Origin of the sequence: Gordonia sp. L191, assembly GCF_030077625.1 — a bacterium.
Classification (GTDB): domain Bacteria; phylum Actinomycetota; class Actinomycetes; order Mycobacteriales; family Mycobacteriaceae; genus Gordonia; species Gordonia polyisoprenivorans_A.
On record NZ_CP125996.1, the window covers coordinates 3188705 to 3206966 of the forward strand.

The 18262-nt window shown below is 66.7% G+C and carries 18 protein-coding genes; 1 reads left to right on the forward strand and 17 read right to left on the reverse strand.

Annotated elements, in window-relative coordinates:
* Position 1: 1 nt before the first annotated feature.
* The 12 genes from QNM97_RS14430 to murA all read right to left on the reverse strand — a co-directional run bounded on the left by QNM97_RS14430 (position 2) and on the right by murA (position 12356).
* Positions 2-661, reverse strand: a complete 660-nt coding sequence (locus QNM97_RS14430) for a MadR family response regulator transcription factor (protein ID WP_283819122.1) — start codon at positions 659-661, stop codon at positions 2-4.
* Positions 658-2142, reverse strand: a complete 1485-nt coding sequence (locus QNM97_RS14435; RefSeq protein WP_283819123.1) for a MadS family sensor histidine kinase — start codon at positions 2140-2142, stop codon at positions 658-660. Before QNM97_RS14435 ends, QNM97_RS14430 begins: the two co-directional genes overlap by 4 nt.
* Positions 2139-3359, reverse strand: a complete 1221-nt coding sequence (locus tag QNM97_RS14440) for an iron-containing alcohol dehydrogenase (protein ID WP_283819124.1) — start codon at positions 3357-3359, stop codon at positions 2139-2141. Before QNM97_RS14440 ends, QNM97_RS14435 begins: the two co-directional genes overlap by 4 nt.
* 63 nt (positions 3360-3422) lie before the next feature.
* On the reverse strand, positions 3423-4949 hold the full coding sequence (locus QNM97_RS14445; RefSeq protein WP_283819125.1) for a VWA domain-containing protein: 1527 nt from the start codon (positions 4947-4949) through the stop codon (positions 3423-3425).
* Between the two features lie 11 nt (positions 4950-4960).
* Positions 4961-6265: an AAA family ATPase gene (locus tag QNM97_RS14450; protein ID WP_208795806.1), complete on the reverse strand. Its 1305-nt coding sequence runs from the start codon at positions 6263-6265 to the stop codon at positions 4961-4963.
* Between the two features lie 165 nt (positions 6266-6430).
* A complete protein-coding gene (mdo, locus tag QNM97_RS14455; RefSeq protein WP_208795805.1) occupies positions 6431-7723 on the reverse strand; it encodes an NDMA-dependent methanol dehydrogenase in 1293 nt (430 codons plus the stop codon).
* A gap of 210 nt (positions 7724-7933) precedes the next feature.
* Positions 7934-8701, reverse strand: coding sequence for an energy-coupling factor ABC transporter ATP-binding protein (locus QNM97_RS14460; protein WP_283819126.1), 768 nt, complete (start codon positions 8699-8701; stop codon positions 7934-7936).
* Positions 8698-9474 carry a cobalt ECF transporter T component CbiQ gene (gene cbiQ, locus QNM97_RS14465; protein WP_283819127.1) on the reverse strand — a complete coding sequence of 259 codons (777 nt, stop codon included), beginning with the start codon at positions 9472-9474 and terminating at the stop codon, positions 8698-8700. Before cbiQ ends, QNM97_RS14460 begins: the two co-directional genes overlap by 4 nt.
* A gap of 4 nt (positions 9475-9478) precedes the next feature.
* A complete protein-coding gene (locus QNM97_RS14470) occupies positions 9479-9898 on the reverse strand; it encodes a PDGLE domain-containing protein (RefSeq protein WP_283819128.1) in 420 nt (139 codons plus the stop codon).
* Positions 9895-10620 carry an energy-coupling factor ABC transporter permease gene (locus QNM97_RS14475; protein ID WP_283819129.1) on the reverse strand — a complete coding sequence of 242 codons (726 nt, stop codon included), beginning with the start codon at positions 10618-10620 and terminating at the stop codon, positions 9895-9897. Before QNM97_RS14475 ends, QNM97_RS14470 begins: the two co-directional genes overlap by 4 nt.
* 180 nt (positions 10621-10800) lie before the next feature.
* A complete protein-coding gene (locus QNM97_RS14480) occupies positions 10801-11103 on the reverse strand; it encodes an ArsR/SmtB family transcription factor (protein WP_208795800.1) in 303 nt (100 codons plus the stop codon).
* The gene (gene murA / locus QNM97_RS14485; RefSeq protein ID WP_283819130.1) at positions 11100-12356 is read right to left on the reverse strand and encodes a UDP-N-acetylglucosamine 1-carboxyvinyltransferase; all 1257 of its coding nucleotides are present in this window, start codon (positions 12354-12356) and stop codon (positions 11100-11102) included. Before murA ends, QNM97_RS14480 begins: the two co-directional genes overlap by 4 nt.
* Before the next feature lie 58 nt (positions 12357-12414).
* Here murA and QNM97_RS14490 point away from each other — a divergent pair, with 58 nt between their 5' ends.
* Positions 12415-13029: a cob(I)yrinic acid a,c-diamide adenosyltransferase gene (locus QNM97_RS14490; RefSeq protein ID WP_283819131.1), complete on the forward strand. Its 615-nt coding sequence runs from the start codon at positions 12415-12417 to the stop codon at positions 13027-13029.
* A 23-nt stretch (positions 13030-13052) separates the two neighbouring features.
* On the opposite strand, the gene QNM97_RS14495 is transcribed toward QNM97_RS14490, so the two are convergent.
* The 5 genes from QNM97_RS14495 to atpA form a co-directional block, all read right to left on the reverse strand.
* Positions 13053-13496 carry a DUF2550 domain-containing protein gene (locus QNM97_RS14495; RefSeq protein ID WP_208795797.1) on the reverse strand — a complete coding sequence of 148 codons (444 nt, stop codon included), beginning with the start codon at positions 13494-13496 and terminating at the stop codon, positions 13053-13055.
* 168 nt (positions 13497-13664) lie between these two features.
* Positions 13665-14045 (reverse strand): F0F1 ATP synthase subunit epsilon, encoded by a 381-nt coding sequence (locus tag QNM97_RS14500; protein ID WP_208795796.1) that lies wholly within the window; start codon positions 14043-14045, stop codon positions 13665-13667.
* Between the two features lie 9 nt (positions 14046-14054).
* A complete protein-coding gene (gene atpD / locus QNM97_RS14505; RefSeq protein ID WP_208795795.1) occupies positions 14055-15503 on the reverse strand; it encodes a F0F1 ATP synthase subunit beta in 1449 nt (482 codons plus the stop codon).
* Positions 15504-15558: 55 nt separating this feature from the next.
* Entirely contained in the window at positions 15559-16506 is a 948-nt protein-coding gene (locus QNM97_RS14510) for a F0F1 ATP synthase subunit gamma (RefSeq protein ID WP_208795794.1), read from the reverse strand.
* A gap of 112 nt (positions 16507-16618) precedes the next feature.
* On the reverse strand, positions 16619-18247 hold the full coding sequence (atpA, locus tag QNM97_RS14515; RefSeq protein ID WP_208795793.1) for a F0F1 ATP synthase subunit alpha: 1629 nt from the start codon (positions 18245-18247) through the stop codon (positions 16619-16621).
* Positions 18248-18262 lie beyond the last annotated feature (15 nt).

Consider the following 18262-nt stretch of genomic DNA (forward strand, 5'->3'; position numbering starts at 1 on the left):
GTCAGATCAGCCCGCGCTTACTGGCGATGTACACCGCGTCGGTCCGTTTGCTGACGCCGAGCTTGCGAATGATGTTGCGGATGTGGAACTTCACCGTCGACTCGGAGATGAACAGCGTCGTACCGATGCGCTTGTTGCTCATCCCGTCGGCGAGAAGCCGCAACACCTCGCGCTCACGTTCGGTCAGGGTTTCCGATCCGCCACCATCGCCGGACACCGTGCGCAACACGATCGCCGCGCTGCGCGGATCGAACGCGCTGCCGCCGCCGGAGACGGACTGGATGGCCCGGACCAACTCGGTGGTGTCGACGTCCTTGACCACGTAGCCACGTGCTCCCGCCTTCACCGCGCGCACCACGAGATCGTCGTCGAGGAATGTCGTCAACACCAGACTGGCCACCTCGGGATGCCGGGCGGCGATCTCGGTGATCAGCCGTAATCCCTCGTATTCGGTGCCCGCCGTCAACTTCAGATCGACGACGACCACATCCGGCCGCGACCGCTCGACCTCGGCCAGTGCCTGGTCGAACGAATCCGCCTCGCCCACAACCGAAATCGTTTCCTCCCGTTCGAGGAGCGAGCGAATGCCCGCACGCAGGAGTGCGTGGTCGTCGACCAGGATGGTGCGCACCGCCGTCGTCGCGATGTCGGGGTTGTTCATCTGCTGACCTCCTGATGCAGTGGCGATCGTGTCCCGGCGGTACGCCGGACCGATTCGGTGGTGGCGCGCCGCAACGACGTCGATTCGGTGACGGTGCCGGCCGGGATCTCCACCCCGACCCGCACGCCGCCCATCCGGGATCGGCGGATCCGGAACTCACCACCGAGTTCACGTGCCCGAGCCGACATGTTCGCCAGGCCCCGATGTCGCCCGGCCAGATCGCCCAGTGTCGCCGCACGCAGCACGCGACGCATGTGTCCCGGGTCGCCGACGCCGTTGTCGTCGACGGTCAGGCTCACGTCGTGATCCCCGTAGGTGAGCACCACCCGCGCCAGCGTCGCCTCGGCATGCACCGCGGTGTTGAACAGCGCCTCACCGGCGATGCGCAGAATGGCGTGTTGCACGTCGTCGGGCAGGTCACGGGGCCGGCCGACCACCCGCACCTCGGTCTCCAGATCAGCCGGCATGTGCATCGAGCACAGTTCGTCGAGAACCTCCCCCAGGCTCAACCCCTCCACCGACGGCGACTGGTTCAGGGCATAGATCACCGAGCGCAGTTGCTCGACCGCGTTGCGGGTCAGCGTCCCCGCGACCTCGAGGCGCTCGGCGGTCTCCGGGTCGCACTCCATCCGGCACACCTCGATCTGCACACCCGCCGACAGCACCGACTGCGTCACCGAGTCATGCAGTTCCCGGGCGATGCGTTCGCGCTCCTCGGTGACCAGCCGTTGTCGCATCACCGCCGACAACTCCCGTTGTGTGCGTTGCAATTCCACGTTCTGCACCGCCAGGTCGGTGGCCTGCTCACGGGCCTTGGCATAGGCGTCCTCGGCGCGGGCGAGCTGATGGCGACTCTCCTCGAGCAGTGCCGCATTGAGCAGCGCCACCACGGCCTGTCGCGCGAGGATGCGCATCACCACCAGGTCGGCGGAGTCGACCACGTGGCGCGGGGGCGTCCACGCCGACAGCCCGCCGACCACCCGGCCGTCGAGGTGGACCGGCACATGCAGATGGTGATCGGCGACAACCGGACGGACGAGCTCACCGAGCTGGTTGCGCAGGATGTCGTTGAGACGGTTGAGCACCTCGTCGGGCAGGTGACTCGGCGTGCGCGCTACCTGCACGCCCTCGAAGGCATAGATGGTGCCGTCGCCGTCCATCATCAGGTGACGCGGCCCCGTGCGGTCGAGCTCGCCGTCGCAGAGGGCGAAGACCACCCAGTCGGCCTCGAGGTGTTCGGCCACCGCGCGCACCACCGAGAGCACGAGAGTCTCCGGTCCTTCCGCGGTCTGCACGAGGGCCCGCGAGATGCGGTCGAGTGCACCGACCACACGACCGAGACGCTCTTCGACCCCGCGGAACTGCGCGTAGTGCGAGCCCTTCACCGAGTGCAAACCGATCAGCGAATCGAAGTCCGACCCGACGACCTCCTCCACGCCGGGCGTCAGATCGCGGTCGCCGAACCTCGAGGAGACACTCATAACGCCTCGCGATAGAGACGCGCGACGTCGGCCGGGGTCGGCTGGCGCGGATTGGTCCGCATACAGGCATCGACGAGCGCGTTGGCGGTCAAGGCGTTGATGTGTGCGGCGCTGACTCCCAGCTGAGAAAGTCGAGCCGGCATCCCGATCCGTCGCGAGAGTTCGCACACCGCGTCGGCGAATCGCTCGGCGGTCACGAACGCCGACGACGCCGTCGGGATGCCGACGGCCAGGGCCAGATCGACGAAGGGGGTCGGGTCGGTCTCGGCGTTGAACCGGATGACGTGCGGGAGCAGAACCGAATTGATCGCTCCGTGCGCGGCGTCGCACAACCCGCCGACCGGATGGCTCATCGCGTGGGTGGCGCCGAGGATGGCGTTGGTGAACGCCATCCCGGCCTCGAGGGCGGCGTAGGCCATGTCGAGTCCGGCGTCGGGGTCACCGGGACAGTCGACGAAGCGCTCGATCGATCGCCATGCGGTCCCGATGGCCGACAACGCCGAGCGGTCGGTGAGTCTGGTGTGCGCCAGCGACGCGTAGGCCTCGATGCAGTGCGTGATCGCGTCCATCCCCGACTGCGCAGCCACCTCGGGCGGCAGCGTGGCCAGCGCGTGGGGATCGATCACCGACACATTCGGGACCAATCCGCGCCCGATGATCGTCACCTTCGTCATCCGGTCCACGTCGTTGACGATGCAGAACTGCGACACGTCCGAGCCGCTGCCCGCCGTGGTCGGGGCTGCGATCAGCGGCGGTAGCGGGCTGCGGGCGCGGTCGATGCCCTCGTAGGACAGGATGTGACCTCCGTTGGCCGCCAGGATGGCCACTCCCTTGGCGGCGTCGATCACCGAGCCACCGCCGAGCGCCACGATTCCGTCCGAGCGTGTCTGCTCGTAATGGTCGAAGCCCGACGCGATCTCCGGCGCCCGGGGATTCGGTGAGACGTCGGTGAAGGACGCCACCTTGAGGTCGGCCGCCCGCAGACGTTGCGCCAGGCGCGGATACCAGGGGGTGGCCACCAGATTGCGGTCCGAGACGATCATCAGCCGCCGCATCCCCAGACCTGCAGCGGCCGTGGGGATCTCATCCAGAGCGCCGGGACCGACGATGACCTCGGGAGTGTGGAACTTGACCACCGGGATCCGCGTCGCCCGCGCTGCGAGTCGTGGCCGCTCCGAATCCACCTCGGGTCGGGCCTCACCGATATCGGCGTGCATCCCGTTCACCCACCTCGTCGCACCCACCAGTCGTTGCCGAAATCCTACGCGGCCACCGACGGTTCACGCGCCGTATGCGCTGACCGAGACCTGCTCGAGCGCCTCGAGGTCGTGGACGACGTGCACGCGGTCGCACAGTGTGGCGTAGGCCGGCAGGTCGCACGACCCGAGACCCCACGAGTAGCTGGGTTCGGGTGTGATCCAGATGGTCTCCCTGGCCCGGCGGCTGATCTCCTCCAACGCATCGAGGTTCGGGTCGCGGCCGTTGTTGCGACCGTCGCCGAGCACGATGACGGTGGTGCGCCGGGTGATCGCACCACCGAACTCGTCGAGGAAACACTGCAGTGCATTGCCGTAATCGGAGTCGGCGTCGGTGTCGAGGACACCGCCGGCCGGCAGGCCCGAGACGACCAGTGACAGCGCCTCCTCGGGAGGGTGCTCGGCGAAGAGATCGGTGATCTCGACGAGGTCGGAGACGAAGGCGAACGACCGGACGTGGGCCACCATACTCTGCAGTCCGTGCACGAGTTGCAGGGTGAAGCGGGCCGCGCTGCGCACCGACAACGACACATCGGCGAGGATCAGCAGCGACGGGCGGTCCTCGACCTTGGCAACGGTGATGGGCCGGAACGGCACCCCGTCGAATCGCAGATTCGCGCGCATCGTGCGGGCCGCGTCGACCGTGCCGCGGGCGGCGAGTTTGCGTCGGGCGCGCGGCGCGCCGTGCAGCGATCGGATGAGCCTGCGGATCGACTCCTCCAGGCTGGCCCGCTCGTGCTCGTGAATGGCATCGCGCACCGACGCCTTCACCTCACGGTCCTCGATCTCATGGTCGGTCGCCATGAGCGCCTCGAGGTGATCACGCAGCTTCTCGGGCAAACCGTCGAGCAATCCCGCCAGCGCGCTGCGCAATCGGGCAATCTCCTCGCGGTCGGGCTGCGGACCGGACAGTCCCCCGGCGTCGTCGAGCCAGTCGAGCAGCGCCATCTCCTGCGCCACCGACAACTCGGCGTCGAGCTGGGTCGGATTGCCGGTGACGAGTTCCCCCGGGCGGCCCGGGTTGTGCAGGCGTGACACCGTCAGCTGCACGCGAGCGGCCTGCTCGGAGTTGGGCACCGAATCCGCCGACAGCACGATCTCGTCGGTCAACGACGCCATGTCGAGTTTGTTGGCCTCCTGATGCAGGTTGTACTGCTCGGCGAGGTCCTCGGGGTCGAAGAAGTCCCGGATGTTCGACGGCGGGCCATGACTGTGACCTTGCTGCGGGGTGTTGCTCACCTCGTCGGACAGGGTGTACTCGGCGAGCTCACCGGTGTCGGAGAGATCGTCGTGACTGTGCGAATGTCCGTGTCCGTCATCAGTGTCGAGCACCGGACGCAACGAGAAGTACTTGTCGAAGACCTCGTCGAAGGTCTGCTCGTCGCGTCGATCCTTGATCAGACACGCCTGCAGCGCCGAACGCATGAGTTCACGATCGGCGAGGATCTCGGCGGTGCCGACGGCCGCCATCGCGTCCATCGCCTCCGAGACGCCGATGCGCACGCCGTGCAAGCGCAGCAGCCGGACGAACCGGTGGACCGCTCCTTCCATGACGCCGCTCCCTAGAACGGACGCTTGCGGCGGGTACCCGAACCCGAGCGGGAACGGCCGGTGTCGCCGAAGGAGCGACTGCCCTGCGTGGCACTCACCGCCCGGGTCCCGGCATCGCTCTTGGCCCCGGGCGAACCGTAATAGTCGTCACCGTGGCGGCCGGGCTTGTCCTTCTCGGCACGTTTGGCGCGACCACCGTGCGGGTCGTCGTGTGTGTGCTCGCCCTCGTGGGCGTCGTCGTGGGTGTGGGAATGCCCGTCGTGCGAATGGGAATGGCCGTGATCGTGGGAGTGTCCGTGGGTGTGCAGATGATCGGGCACCTGCGCGTTCGGGTCCACCAGCCGGGGCAGGGCGTCGAGCGCGCGGGTGAGGTCACGGTCGTACTTGACGACGACGTTGGCGGTCTGCCCGAGGATGTCGGCGGAGAGTTCGTCGGCGCCGAGCACCGCGAGCGTACGCGCCCAGTCGATCGCCTCGGAGATACTCGGCGCCTTGCGCAGGTCGAGTTCACGCAGCCCGCGCACGATCTCCACGAGTTTGGCCGCCAGTGTCTCGGCCAGGCCGGTGTTCTTGGACTTGATGATCTCCAATTCCCGGGTGGCGTCCGGGTAATCGAGCGACAGGTGCAGACACCGACGTTTCAGTGCCGCCGACAGGTCACGAGTGTTGTTGGAGGTCAACACGATCATCGGCTGATGCTTGGCGACGAAGGTACCGATCTCGGGTACCGACACCTGGTATTCGGCGAGGAGTTCGAGCAGCACCGCCTCGAGCGCCTCATCGGCGCGATCGACCTCATCGATCAGCAGGACGACCGGGCGTTCGCTGCGCACCGCCTCGAGCAGCGGCCGGGGGGCGAGGAAGCGCTCGGAGAAGAACACGCTCTCCTCGGCGCCGATGCGGTCGACCGCTTCCGACAGCGAGTCGGCGTCGGCGACCACCGCAGAGATCTTCTCCCGCAACACCTGGGTGTAGAGCAACTGCTTGCCGTAGTCCCACTCGTAGAGCGCGGTGGTCTCGTCCTGACCCTCATAACACTGCAGCCGCAACAGATCTCGGCCGGTCACCTCCGCCAGGGTCTTGGCGAGCTGCGTCTTGCCCACTCCTGCCGGACCTTCGAGAAGGACCGGTTTGCCGAGCCGGCTCTGCAGGAAGACGGTGGTCGCCAGACGTTGATCGGCCAGGTAACCCGCCTCGGCGAACCGGGCGACCACGTCGTCGACATCACGGAAGCCGTCACCCGAATCGGGTTGGCTCGCAGCATCTTCGACATGCGGGGCGACGGTGTCGTCAGTGGTGACGGTGGAGGTGGGCATCGATCTCTCCTGAGGTCTGGTGGATGTGGGCCGGCGGCCGGTGGCCACGCCGGTGGTCACCCGAATTGGGGGCGTTCGGGTGACCACCGGCGTGTAGTGATGTGGGGACACGCTATTCGGGGCAGACACATCCCCACATCGGTCTTCATCGGCGACGCACCGCTCTTACGGGAGCAGTTCATCCAAATCGCCGTTGACGCAGTGCTCGACGACCGGGCGAACGGTCTCGAAGGTGCACTCCTTGGGATTGCCCGGGGTGCACGCGTCACCGAGCACGTGATTGGTCAGCGCGTCGATGGTGGCCGCGTCGGTGGTGATCTCCTTGCGGTTCTCGTAGTACTTCGTCGGGCCCTCACCGAGACGGTTCTTCGGGTAGGTGTTCTGCTTGACGTCGGCGAACTTCTCCACGATGCCCACGTCGCGCAGCAACCGGATCGCCGCTTCGAGCGCGGCGTCGGCGGCCTGGACCTTGGTCATGCCGTGGGTGTCGACGCCCATCGCGTCGGCCATGTCGGCGAAGCGGTCGTACATGACCGGCATGTTGAAGGCCCACACACGCGGCAGCGCAATGGCGTTGTTGAGTCCGTGGTGGGTGTCGAAGAACGCCGAGACCGCGTGGCTGATCGAGTGGATGATGCCGAGACCACCGGAGTTGAATGCCTGCGCGGCGATGTACTGCGCGTACATCATGCCCTCGCGGCCGGCGAGTTCGGTCGGGTTCCAGGTGGCCTCACGCAGGTGACGGGCCGTCATCCGGACCGCGTGCAGGGCGTTGCCCATCGACGGCGGGAAGTTCAGGCGCGACACATACGGTTCCGAGGCGTGGGCGAGCACGTCGAACCCACACTGCGCGGTGAAGGCGACCGGGCAGTCGTAGTAGAGCACCGGGTCGTCGATCGCCAGGGTGGTCACCGCCGCGTCGTCGAAGGCGACGTACTTGTGCGGCTTGTCGGGATCGGTTGTGGTGTCGGTGATCACGTAGGCCCACGAGGTCTCCGACCCGGTACCCGCGGTCGTCGACACCGCGATGTGCGGCGGGTTCTTGGGGTTCTCGCTCTTGTTGAAGCCCTCGAACTCGTTGACGTTGCGGCCGTCGTGCGCGACCGAGATGCGCGCACCCTTGCAGGCGTCGTGCGCCGAACCGCCGCCGATGGAGATGAACGAGTCGCACTTCTCCGAGTTGTACAACGACACGGCGTCCATGACGTTGTAGTCCTTGGGGTTGGACTCGACCTGGTCGTACACGACGACCTCGAGGCCGTGGTACTTGCACGACTCCACGATCTTGTGGACGGTGTCGCTACCCCGCAGACCGGTGGTCATCACGAGGGTCTTCTTGAACCCGAGTTTGAGGGCCTCGGGGCCGATCATCTCGTGCGCGCCCGGGCCCATCATCGCGCGCGGGAACGGGTGAAACTCCTTGATGGGAAACGGTTTGAGTAGTTCGTCTACCTGCATCTGACCTGTCCTCCTTCATCCGACGCACACCGCGTGACGCCGACTTGAGCACCGGCGACGTTACGCGCGTCACACCGTGTGTCAGAAGTGTTGTGAGGCCAAACCGTCCCTATTGCACCGAGTGCCAACCGAAGGGCAGTGCGTCCCCTGCCCGAGTGGTCAGGGTGATGCTGACCGCAGGGTCAGTCACCCTGACCGGCGCGCGTCGGCTCACGCGGAGGACTGAGCGGCACGTGCCCGGCGCACCGCATCGATGTCGAAACCCCAGGGCATCTCGAGGCGATGCGCGGCAAGCAATTCCGTATCCGACAGGATGTCGTCGACGTCGCCGTCGGCGACCACCCGCCCGGCGTCGAGCACCACCGCGCGGTCACACAACTGCGCCGCATACAGCAGGTCGTGGGTGACCACGAGCATCGTCGTGTGCAGCGTGAGCAGGGTGTCGGCGAGCTCGCGCCGTGCCTGCGGGTCGAGGTTCGCCGACGGCTCGTCGAGAACCAGAATGTCTGGGCGACATGCCAATACGCTGGCGAGTGCGCCGCGTCGGCGCTGTCCGCCGGACAGGTGGTGCGGGCTTCGCCCCGCATGCTCGGTCATCGAGACCGCCGCCAGTGCCTCCTGGACGCGGGCGGCGAGTTCGTCACCGCGCACCCCGAAGTTGGCCGGTCCGAATGCCACGTCCTCGGCAAGGGTGGGCATGAACAACTGGTCGTCGGGATCCTGGAAGACCAGTCCCACGCGGCGTCGGACCTCACGCAGGGTGTCCTTGGCCACGCGGGACCCGTGGATGCTCACCTCCCCCGCGCTCGGCAGCAGAACTCCGTTGAGCTGCAGCATGAGTGTCGTCTTGCCCGCCCCGTTGGGGCCGAGCAGCGCGATCCGCTCGCCCGGTTCGACGACGAGATCGAGATGGTCGATGGCGAGGTGCCCGTCGGGGTAGGCGTAGCGCAGTCCGGCGATCTCGATGGCGGGGGTCATCGCAACACCCAGGCGGCCGCGGCGATAGCGGTCGCGGCCAGCGCGGGTGTCACGATCACCAACCACTGGCCGGCGCTCGCACGGGCCGTGCCCACCACCCCGGGCATCTCCGGGATCGTCCCGGTGAAACCCCTCGACATCATCGCCAGATGGACGCGCTCGCCGCGCTCGTACGAGCGGAGAAACAGCGCGCCAACACCTTTGGCGATCGCACCGATCTGGTGGATCGCTCGCGGTGAGTCCCCGCGGGCGACGCGCGCGATCTGCATGCGTCGGATCTCGGCGGACAGCAGATCGACGTAGCGCAGCATCATCACGAAGATCGGGGTGATCGACGCGGGCACACCGAGGCGGCTCAGCGCCACCGGCAGCTCCCGCGCCGGCGTGGTGGCAGCAAAGGTCAGCGACGCCGCCACGCCGAGCGAGCCCTTGATGACGATCCCCCACCCGGCATACAGCCCGGGCACCGACAACGAGAGCCCGGCGACGGCGACGCGCTCACCCCCTTCGGCGAAGGGCAGGAGCACCGCGAGGATGACGAACGGCACCTCGATCAGCATGCGCGGAGCGATCCACGCCGGTGAGATCCGGGCGACGACCCACACCGCGGCCACAACCGCCGCGAAACCCGCGTAGGGCCAGAACATCTCACGCGGAGTGGCCACCACTGCGAACACGAAGACGACCAGACAGACGATCTTCACCTCGGCGGGCGCACGGTGAACCGCGGAGTCGCCGGCGCGGTAGAGCGGGTGCGCGTGTCCGGCTCCCATCGACTCAGTCTCCCGATCCGGTCCCCGACCGGGCGACACCGGTACGGGCACGTCGAGCGCCGCCGATGATCCAGAACAGGCCCGCGGCGATCACGAGGGTGATCGCCACGCCGATCACCCCGGCGATCCCGTTGGTGTAGCCGATTCCACGAAAGCTGTAGTCGGCCAGCGGCGATGACGCCATGGCATGGTCTGTCGCATGCTGCGCGATGCAGTCTCCGGTGAGTTGCTCGGCACCGTCGACCTCGATCGTCTCGCACCCGCGCAGGGTGGTCGAGTCCAGACCGTCCGGTGACGAACTGGCCAGATAGGACACCAGGCCTGCGATGAGCAAGGCCACCACACCGAACGCGATGAGGAAAGTCCTGCGATGCACCCGGGGCGAGCGGTCGCCGTGATCGTCGGTGGTTCCGGTCGCGGTCATGCCGGTGCTCCGATCAGCGTGGCGGGAGAGTCGGTGCGGCGCAACAGATAGACGAGGTCGGGTCGGGCCCGGGCTACCGCCACCACGGTCGCCGCGGTGATCAGCCCCTCACCGACGCCGATCAACAGGTGCGTGCCCCACATGTAGCTCGCGACCGCGGTCATCGACGTCGCCGCCGCTCCACCGATCGCATATTCGACGACGAATCCGCTTGCCGCGCACACGGTCCCACAGAGTGCTGAGACGAAGGCCACCACACCCAGGCCGGCGAGCGGGTGATCCGAGTGTCCTCGGCGACCGACACGCAGTAGCCGCGTCGCGGCCACCGCGACGCCGTAGCCGACGAACGTCGAGAGGAGAGCCATGTTGGTGAGGTTGGCTCCGAGGGCGGTGATGCCGCCGTCGGCGAACAGCAGGCACTGCACGATCAGCACGATCGCGATACACAACGCGCCGGTATAGGGCCCCACCAGGATTGCGGCGAGAGCACCTCCGAGCAGATGCCCGCTCACACCGGGGAGGACGGGGAAATTGATCATCTGGACGGCGAAGATGAAAGCGGCGACGAGGCCGGCCATCGGCACGGTCTTCTCGTCGAGGTCGCGGCGCGCACGCCAGGCACAGAAGGCCAGGCCGACCACGGCGATGACGCCGAACAGCAGCGAGGTCGGTGCGTTGATGATGCCGTCGCTCATATGCATGGCGACTGGGGTGGTGGACATGAGCAGTGCCCTTCGAGATCCCTGGAGGTACACGCCCGGGCGGCGCGATACGGGAAACACTAAAAGCGGACATCACATCTGTCTACTTATTCAGATGTTGAGGTGCTCAGACTGTCCGACCGGTCAGGTGTGGTCCTGACCACAATTCGACGGCGCCATGTCGATTCGGATCGGCACGGCTCACGACTCGTGGTGGCCGGCCCCGATCCAGTGCAGGAGTTGATGAACAGTCTCGTCCTCGAGTCGGTAGCTGACCGAACGGCCCTGTCGGGTGGAGGTCACCCACCCCTGGTGCCGCAGCACGCGCAGGGCCTGCGACACCGCGGTCTCGGTCCGTCCCACCTCGGCGGCGAGATCACCGACGATGATGCCGGGCGTACGGTGCAGCACCAACAGGATCTCGAGGCGATGCGGATCGGACAACAGATCGAAACGACTCGCCCACGCGGCGATGTCGACCTCACCGGCCGGATCCGCGCTCATCCCCGGACCCGCTCGATGCCGCCACCGAGCCGGGTGAGGTTTTCCTCGAAGTTCGGGTATCCGCGGTCGATGTGTTCGATGTCGTGCACCTCGGTGACCCCGTCGGCGACGAGGCCGGCCAGGACCAATCCGGCGCCCGCTCGGATATCCGAACACCACACCGGGGCGCTCGAGAGACGCTCGATACCTCGCACGACGGCGTGATGTCCGTCGGTGCGGGCATCGGCCCCCAGGCGCACCATCTCCTCGACAAAACGGAAGCGTGCCTCGAATACGTTCTCGGTGATCACCGACATGCCGTCGGCGACCGCCGCGAGTCCGATCGCCATGGGCTGCAGGTCCGTCGGGAACCCGGGAAACGGGAGGGTGGACACGTTGACCGCGGTCGGCCTGCCCTCGTGACGTACCCGGAACCCGTCCGGCATGGTGTCCACCCGTGCACCGGTGTCGACCAGTTTGTTGAGGACAAGCTGTAGATGCGCGGGCGCGACCCCGCGAACCGTCACGTCACCGCCGGTCATCGCGGCGGCGATCCCCCAGGTGGCGCCGACGATCCGATCGCCGATCACCCGGTGTTCGGTGGGATGGAGACGATCGACGCCGGTCACCGTCAGCGTCGAGGTACCGGCACCTTCGATGCGAGCACCCATCTGCGAGAGCATCACACACAAGTCGACGATCTCCGGCTCGCGGGCGGCGTTGTCGATCGTGGTCTGCCCGTCGGCGAGCACTGCGGCCATCAGGATGTTCTCGGTGGCCCCGACCGACGGGAATTCCAGGGCCACGGGCGCACCCACCAGCGCGTCTGCCTCGGCAACCACACAACCGTGCTCGATCGCACTGTGTGCGCCGAGAGCCCGCAGCCCGGCCTGATGCATATCGAGCGGTCGCGACCCGATCGCATCCCCACCAGGAAGTGCGACGACCGCTCGGTGGCAACGCGCCATCAGCGGTCCGAGCACACATACCGAGGCGCGGAACTGTTTCACCGCGTCGAAGTCGGCGTGGTACTTCGGCTCGGCGGGTGCATCGATCATGACGGTGTCGCCGTCGATGGACACCGTCGCGCCCAACCCACGCAGCACGTCGGCCATCAGCGGTACATCGGCGATCTCCGGCGAATTGGTCAATGTGGTCGTGCCCTCGGCGAGCAGCGCGGCGGCCATCAACTTCAGGACGCTGTTCTTGGCACCGCCCACCGAGACCTCACCCTGCAGCCGGGCTCCCCCGGTCACCAGATAGCGATCAGTCACGTCAGACAGCTTATCCGCCCGTCACCGTCACCCCGGTGAGGCGCTAGATTCGGGACTTATGGCCGTTCATCTCACCCGCATCTACACGCGTACCGGCGACGACGGGACCACCGGGCTCAGCGACTTCTCGCGCGTATCCAAGACCGACCCGCGAGTGGTCGCCTACGCCGACTGCGATGAGGCCAATGCGGCGATCGGAGCGGCGCTGTCGCTGGGCGGATCTGTTCCCGACGACATCGCGACGGTCTTGCGGACGGTTCAGAACGACCTGTTCGACGCCGGCGCCGACCTGTCCACTCCAGTGGTCGAGGATCCGAAGTACCCGCCGCTGCGGGTTGAGCAGGACTACATCGACGCAGTCGAGCGCTGGTGTGACGCGTTCGGCGAGCCCCTGCCGTCGCTGGACTCCTTCATCCTGCCCGGCGGCAGTCCCCTGTCGGCTCTGCTGCACCAGGCCCGAACCGTCACCCGCCGGGCCGAGCGATCGGCGTGGGCGGCGGTCGACGCCGATCCGGAGGCCACCTCGGTGCTCCCCGCGCGCTATCTCAATCGGCTCTCGGATCTGCTCTTCATCCTCTCGCGCGTGGCCAACCGGCCGCCGCACGGTGACGGCGACGTCACCTGGGTGCCGGGCGGTCAACGTCACCGGCCGGATGAGACGGCGTCGGACTGACCACCGCGTGATCGCGGAAGCTCTCAGGCGCTGCGGCGTTCGGCGCGAGCCGAACGTCGGGACTCCAGCCACGACTGGAATGCGGTGACCCCACCGGCGTCAAAGGCGATTTCATAGTCCTTGCCGACACCAGTACCGACGGATTGGTGCACATGCAGGATGATCAAGCCCTCGAGGATGTCACGTTCGCTTCCGACGGCGCGTCGGCGCCCGGCGATTTCGATCGAACTCCGGGGCAGCGTATGTGACGGGCCCGGACGCAGAGAACTCAGCCGGAAATACCGCAGGGCTTCGTCGCTGTAGTGGACCGTGCCGTGCCGCCAGCCCTCGTCGACATCGGCCGGCAGGGTGCGGAGCAGCACCGGTGTACCGCCGCGACGCAGCTGGGCCACCCGATAGGCGAGCAGACCACAGACACACAAGGCGACGAGGAGCAGGACGCTCAGTGTGATCACGAGTTCGGACACCCTGGTGCACCTCCTCGTTGCCGCCCGCGACGCATCGGACCCGTCAGGTCGTGACGTGGCTGTGGTCGTGCGTTGGTCTCCTCCAGGATGCCACCCCGAAACAGCACACGACCGGCCACCCGCACTGGGGTGGCCGGTCGTGTCATCACTGTTGACGTGCTCGGCGGTCTAGGAGGCCAGTTGTTCGGCCGCGGACAGACGAGCCTGCGCGTGGTTGTACTCGTCGGAGCCGGGTTCGGCGGCCTCGAGTGCCGAGCGTTCGGCTGCGACATCGACGTCATCGGCCCACTCGGCCGACTCGGCGAGGATTGTCACCGCCTGGCCCGTAATCGACAGGAATCCACCCTCGATCGCGGCCGCCTTACGCTCGCCGCTCTCCTCGACGATGACCACGTATCCGCCGGGCACCAATTGGCCCAGCAGCGGCTCGTGGTTGGCCATCACACCGAGTTCACCCACGGTCGTGCGGGCGATCACGAAGGTCGCCTCACCGGAGTACAGTTCGGCGTCGGCCGAGACCACCTCGACGTGGAACGCTTTGTCTGCCATGTCGATCCGCTACTTTCCGGCGATCTTCTCGGCAGCAGCCTCCACGTCGTCGAGTCCACCGCAGCTGTTGAACGCCTGCTCGGGGTAGTGATCGAACTCGCCCTTGCAGACCCGGTCGAAGGCCTCGATGGTGTCGGCGAGCGGAACGACCGAACCCTTCTGGCCGGTGAACTTCTCGGCAACCAGGAAGTTCTGGCCGAGGAACTTCTGGATGCGACGTGCGCGCTGCACGGTCACCTTGTCCTCTTCGGAGAGCTCGTCCATACCGAGGATGGCGATGATGTCCTGCAGTTCCTTGTACTTCTGCAGGATGCGCTTGACCTCGTTGGCGACGCGGAAGTGCTCGTCACCGACGATCGATGCCTCCAGGATGCGCGAGGTCGACGTCAGCGGGTCCACGGCCGGGTAGATACCCAGCTGCGAGATCGGACGCGAGAGCTCGGTGGTCGCATCGAGGTGCGCGAAGGTGGTGGCCGGCGCCGGGTCGGTGTAGTCGTCGGCGGGAACGTAGATCGCCTGCAGCGAGGTGATCGAGCGACCCTTCGTCGAGGTGATCCGCTCCTGCAGCTCGCCCATCTCATCGGCGAGTGTGGGCTGGTAACCCACGGCGGACGGCATACGGCCGAGCAGCGTGGACACCTCGGAACCGGCCTGGGTGAAACGGAAGATGTTGTCGATGAACAGCAGCACGTCCTGGTGCTTGACGTCACGGAAGTACTCCGCCATCGTCAGCGCCGACAGTGCCACGCGCATACGCGTGCCCGGCGGCTCGTCCATCTGACCGAACACCAAGGCGGTGTCCTGGAGAACGCCCATCTCCTCCATCTCGAGGTGGAGGTCGGTGCCCTCACGGGTGCGCTCGCCGACACCGGCAAACACCGAGGTGCCGGAGAACTCTCGGGCAATACGGGTGATCATCTCCTGGATGAGCACGGTCTTGCCCACGCCGGCGCCACCGAACAGACCGATCTTGCCGCCCTTGACGTACGGGGTCAGCAGGTCGATGACCTTGATGCCGGTCTCGAGGATCTCGGTCTTGCCCTCGAGCTCGTCGAAGGCCGGCGGCTTGCGGTGGATGCCCCACTGCTCGCCGTCGCGACCGAGTCCCGGGGTGTCGAGGCAGTCACCGAGGGCGTTGAACACGTGTCCCTTGACGACGTCGCCGACGGGGACGCGGATCGGGTAGCCGGTGTCGGTGACGGTGGCACCGCGCACCAGACCGTCGGTCGGCTGCATCGAGATGGTGCGAACGAGGTTGTCGCCGAGGTGCTGCGCGACCTCGAGGGTCAGCGTCTTGGCGACCGACTCGAGCTTCACCTCTGCGTGCAGGGCGTTGAACAGATCCGGGATCGATCCCCGCGGGAATTCGACGTCGACCACGGGGCCGATGATGCGGACGATCCGGCCGTCGGCCGACCCCGACGACTGCGAGGCTGGGGTTTCTACTGCTGCGGTCATGGTGGTTGGATACTTCCTCTTGTCGAAAGATTGTGTCCGGCGGGGTTCGTCTCGGCTAGTTCGCCAGGGCGCTCGAGCCGCCGACGATCTCGCTGATCTCCTGGGTGATCTGGGCCTGACGGAGCTGATTGGCCTCACGTGAGAGCGAGGTCGACAGTTCCTCGGCGTTGTCGGTGGCCGCCTTCATCGCGGTCCGCCGCGCCGCTGACTCCGACGCCGAGGAGTCCAGCAGCGCCGCATAGACGCGAGTGGCCACATAACGCGGGAGGAGCGCCTCCAGCAAGGACTCCGCACTCGGTTCGAAGGTGTAGTTGCGCGACTCGGTGTCGACCTTATCGGCCTCGCCGTCGCTCTGATCGGCCTCGTCGTCCTCGGTGACGACCAGCGGCGCCATCCGTCGAACCTCGGGAACCTGCGTCAGCATCGAGACGAACCGGGTGTAGACCAGGTGCAGTTCGTCAACACCCTCCAGTGTGCCCTCGCCGTCGGGGATCTCGACCTCTTCGCCGCTGCCGGCGACGAACAGGTCCACCAGGAACTTGCTGGCGACCGACGCGTCGGAATACTCCGGTGACTGCGAGAAACCGGTCCACGCCTGGGCGTAGTCGGCACCCCGGAAGGTGAAGTATCCGACGCCCTTCTGCCCCATCACGAAGATCACCGGCTCCTTGCCCTCCTCGCGGAGCAACGCGAGGAGTTCCCGGGTGGCCCGCAGCACGTTGGCGTTGTAGCCACCGCACATGCCTCGGTCACTGGTGATCACCAGAACGCCTGCCCGCTTGGGGTTCTCGCGTTCCTGCAACAACGGGTGATCCAGCGACCCGGCGCTGCTCGCGAGTTCGGAGAGCACCTTGGTCATCTCCGTCGCGTAGGGCTTGGCAGCTGCGACGCGAGCCTGGGCCTTGGTGATGCGCGAGGTCGCGATCAGCTCCTGGGCCTTGGTGATCTTCTTGGTCGACTGAACCGACCGGATGCGTGAGCGCAGCTCACGGATGCTTGCCACGAGCCCTCACCCCTTCCTTGCCATCAGTGTGCCTTGCCGGGCCATCAGTGTGCCTCGCAGGCTTCGGCGGCCATCGGTGCCACGAAGGCATCGGCAGCGCTGGTTGAGTCGATCACTTGCGAATCTTGATCTCTTCTTGAGCGACGTCCTCGGAGTCCATCGCCGCCACCTCGGCCTCGTTGACCACGCGCTTGCCGTCGTGGGTGAGGTAGCTGTTCTTGAACTTGTTGGTCTCGGCGACCAGCGCCTCGGCCTCGTCGTCGGAGAGCACCTTGCCGCCGGCGATCGAGTCGTAGACGCCCTTGGCGTTGTGATGCAGGTGCGAGAGGAGTTGCGTCTCGAAGTTGCGCACGTCGTCGACCGGCACCGAATCGTAGTGTCCCTCGCCGCACAGGTAGATCGAGACGATCTCGTCCTCGACCGAGTAGGGGCTGTACTGATCCTGCTTGAGCATCTCGACCCAACGGGCGCCACGCTCGAGCTGAGCCTTCGACGCGTCGTCGAGGTCGGAGGCGAATGCCGAGAACGCCTCGAGCTCACGGAACTGCGCCAGTTCCAGACGCAGCGAACCGGACACCTTCTTCAGACCCTTGGTCTGCGCGGCACCACCGACGCGCGACACCGAGGTACCGACGTTGATCGCCGGGCGGACGCCCTTGTTGAACAGGTCGGATTCGAGGAAGACCTGGCCGTCGGTGATCGAGATGACGTTGGTCGGGATGAACGCCGACACGTCGTTGGCCTTGGTCTCGATGATGGGCAGACCGGTCATCGAGCCACCGCCGAGCGCGTCGGAGAGCTTCGCGCAACGCTCCAGCAGACGCGAGTGCAGGTAGAAGACGTCACCCGGGTAGGCCTCGCGGCCCGGCGGGCGGCGCAGCAACAGCGAGATCGCGCGGTAGGCCTCGGCCTGCTTGGTCAGGTCATCGAACACGATCAGGACGTGCTTGCCCTGATACATCCAGTGCTGACCGATGGCCGAACCGGTGTAGGGCGCCAGCCACTTGAAGCCCGCCGAATCCGAGGCGGGCGCGGCGACGATGGTGGTGTACTCCATCGCGCCGGCTTCTTCGAGAGCCGTCTTGACGCCTGCGATGGTCGAACCCTTCTGACCGATCGCGACGTAGATGCACCGAACCTGCTTGGTCTCGTCGCCCGACTCCCAGTTGGACTTCTGGTTCAGGATGGCGTCGACGCAGACGGCGGTCTTACCGGTCTTGCGGTCACCGATGACGAGCTGACGCTGTCCGCGGCCGATGGCGGTCATCGCGTCGATGGCCTTGATGCCGGTGGCCAGAGACTCCTCGACCGGCTGACGCTCGAGGACCGAGGCGGCCTGCAGTTCGAGCACACGCTGCTCGTCGGCCTCGATGTCGCCAAGGCCGTCGATCGGGGCGCCGAGCGGGTCGACGACGCGACCGAGGAACTTGTCACCGACCGGAACCGAGAGCACCTCGCCGGTCCGGCTGACCTGTGCGCCCTCTTCCAGGGTCTCGTAGTCACCGAGGATGACCGCGCCGATCTCGTCCTCGTCGAGGTTCAGCGCCACGCCGAGCACACCGCCGGGGAACTGCAGCAGCTCATTGGCCATTGCGCTCGGCAGGCCGCTGACGTGGGCGATGCCGTCTGCGGTATCGGTGATGATGCCGACCTCGTCGCGCGAGGCTTCGGCGTCGAACGACGAGACATACTGCTCGATCGCTCCCTTAATCTCGTCTGCTGAGATCGTCAACTCCGCCATGGGTTCTCGTCTTCC

Bases quoted from the DNA above. Each gene is read 5' to 3' on its own strand.
- QNM97_RS14480 (WP_208795800.1), bottom strand. From the start codon at position 11,103: ATGAGCGCGGATCCGGCCGGTGAGGTCGACATCGCCGCGTGGGCGAGT.
- QNM97_RS14460 (WP_283819126.1), bottom strand. From the start codon at position 8,701: ATGACCCCCGCCATCGAGATCGCCGGACTGCGCTACGCCTACCCCGAC.
- QNM97_RS14490 (WP_283819131.1), top strand. From the start codon at position 12,415: ATGGCCGTTCATCTCACCCGCATCTACACGCGTACCGGCGACGACGGG.
- atpD (WP_208795795.1), bottom strand. From the start codon at position 15,503: ATGACCGCAGCAGTAGAAACCCCAGCCTCGCAGTCGTCGGGGTCGGCC.
- QNM97_RS14430 (WP_283819122.1), bottom strand. From the start codon at position 661: ATGAACAACCCCGACATCGCGACGACGGCGGTGCGCACCATCCTGGTC.
- QNM97_RS14435 (WP_283819123.1), bottom strand. From the start codon at position 2,142: ATGAGTGTCTCCTCGAGGTTCGGCGACCGCGATCTGACGCCCGGCGTG.
- mdo (WP_208795805.1), bottom strand. From the start codon at position 7,723: ATGCAGGTAGACGAACTACTCAAACCGTTTCCCATCAAGGAGTTTCAC.
- QNM97_RS14475 (WP_283819129.1), bottom strand. From the start codon at position 10,620: ATGTCCACCACCCCAGTCGCCATGCATATGAGCGACGGCATCATCAAC.
- QNM97_RS14470 (WP_283819128.1), bottom strand. From the start codon at position 9,898: ATGACCGCGACCGGAACCACCGACGATCACGGCGACCGCTCGCCCCGG.
- QNM97_RS14450 (WP_208795806.1), bottom strand. From the start codon at position 6,265: ATGCCCACCTCCACCGTCACCACTGACGACACCGTCGCCCCGCATGTC.
- QNM97_RS14445 (WP_283819125.1), bottom strand. From the start codon at position 4,949: ATGGAAGGAGCGGTCCACCGGTTCGTCCGGCTGCTGCGCTTGCACGGC.
- QNM97_RS14500 (WP_208795796.1), bottom strand. From the start codon at position 14,045: ATGGCAGACAAAGCGTTCCACGTCGAGGTGGTCTCGGCCGACGCCGAA.
- atpA (WP_208795793.1), bottom strand. From the start codon at position 18,247: ATGGCGGAGTTGACGATCTCAGCAGACGAGATTAAGGGAGCGATCGAG.
- QNM97_RS14440 (WP_283819124.1), bottom strand. From the start codon at position 3,359: ATGCACGCCGATATCGGTGAGGCCCGACCCGAGGTGGATTCGGAGCGG.
- cbiQ (WP_283819127.1), bottom strand. From the start codon at position 9,474: ATGGGAGCCGGACACGCGCACCCGCTCTACCGCGCCGGCGACTCCGCG.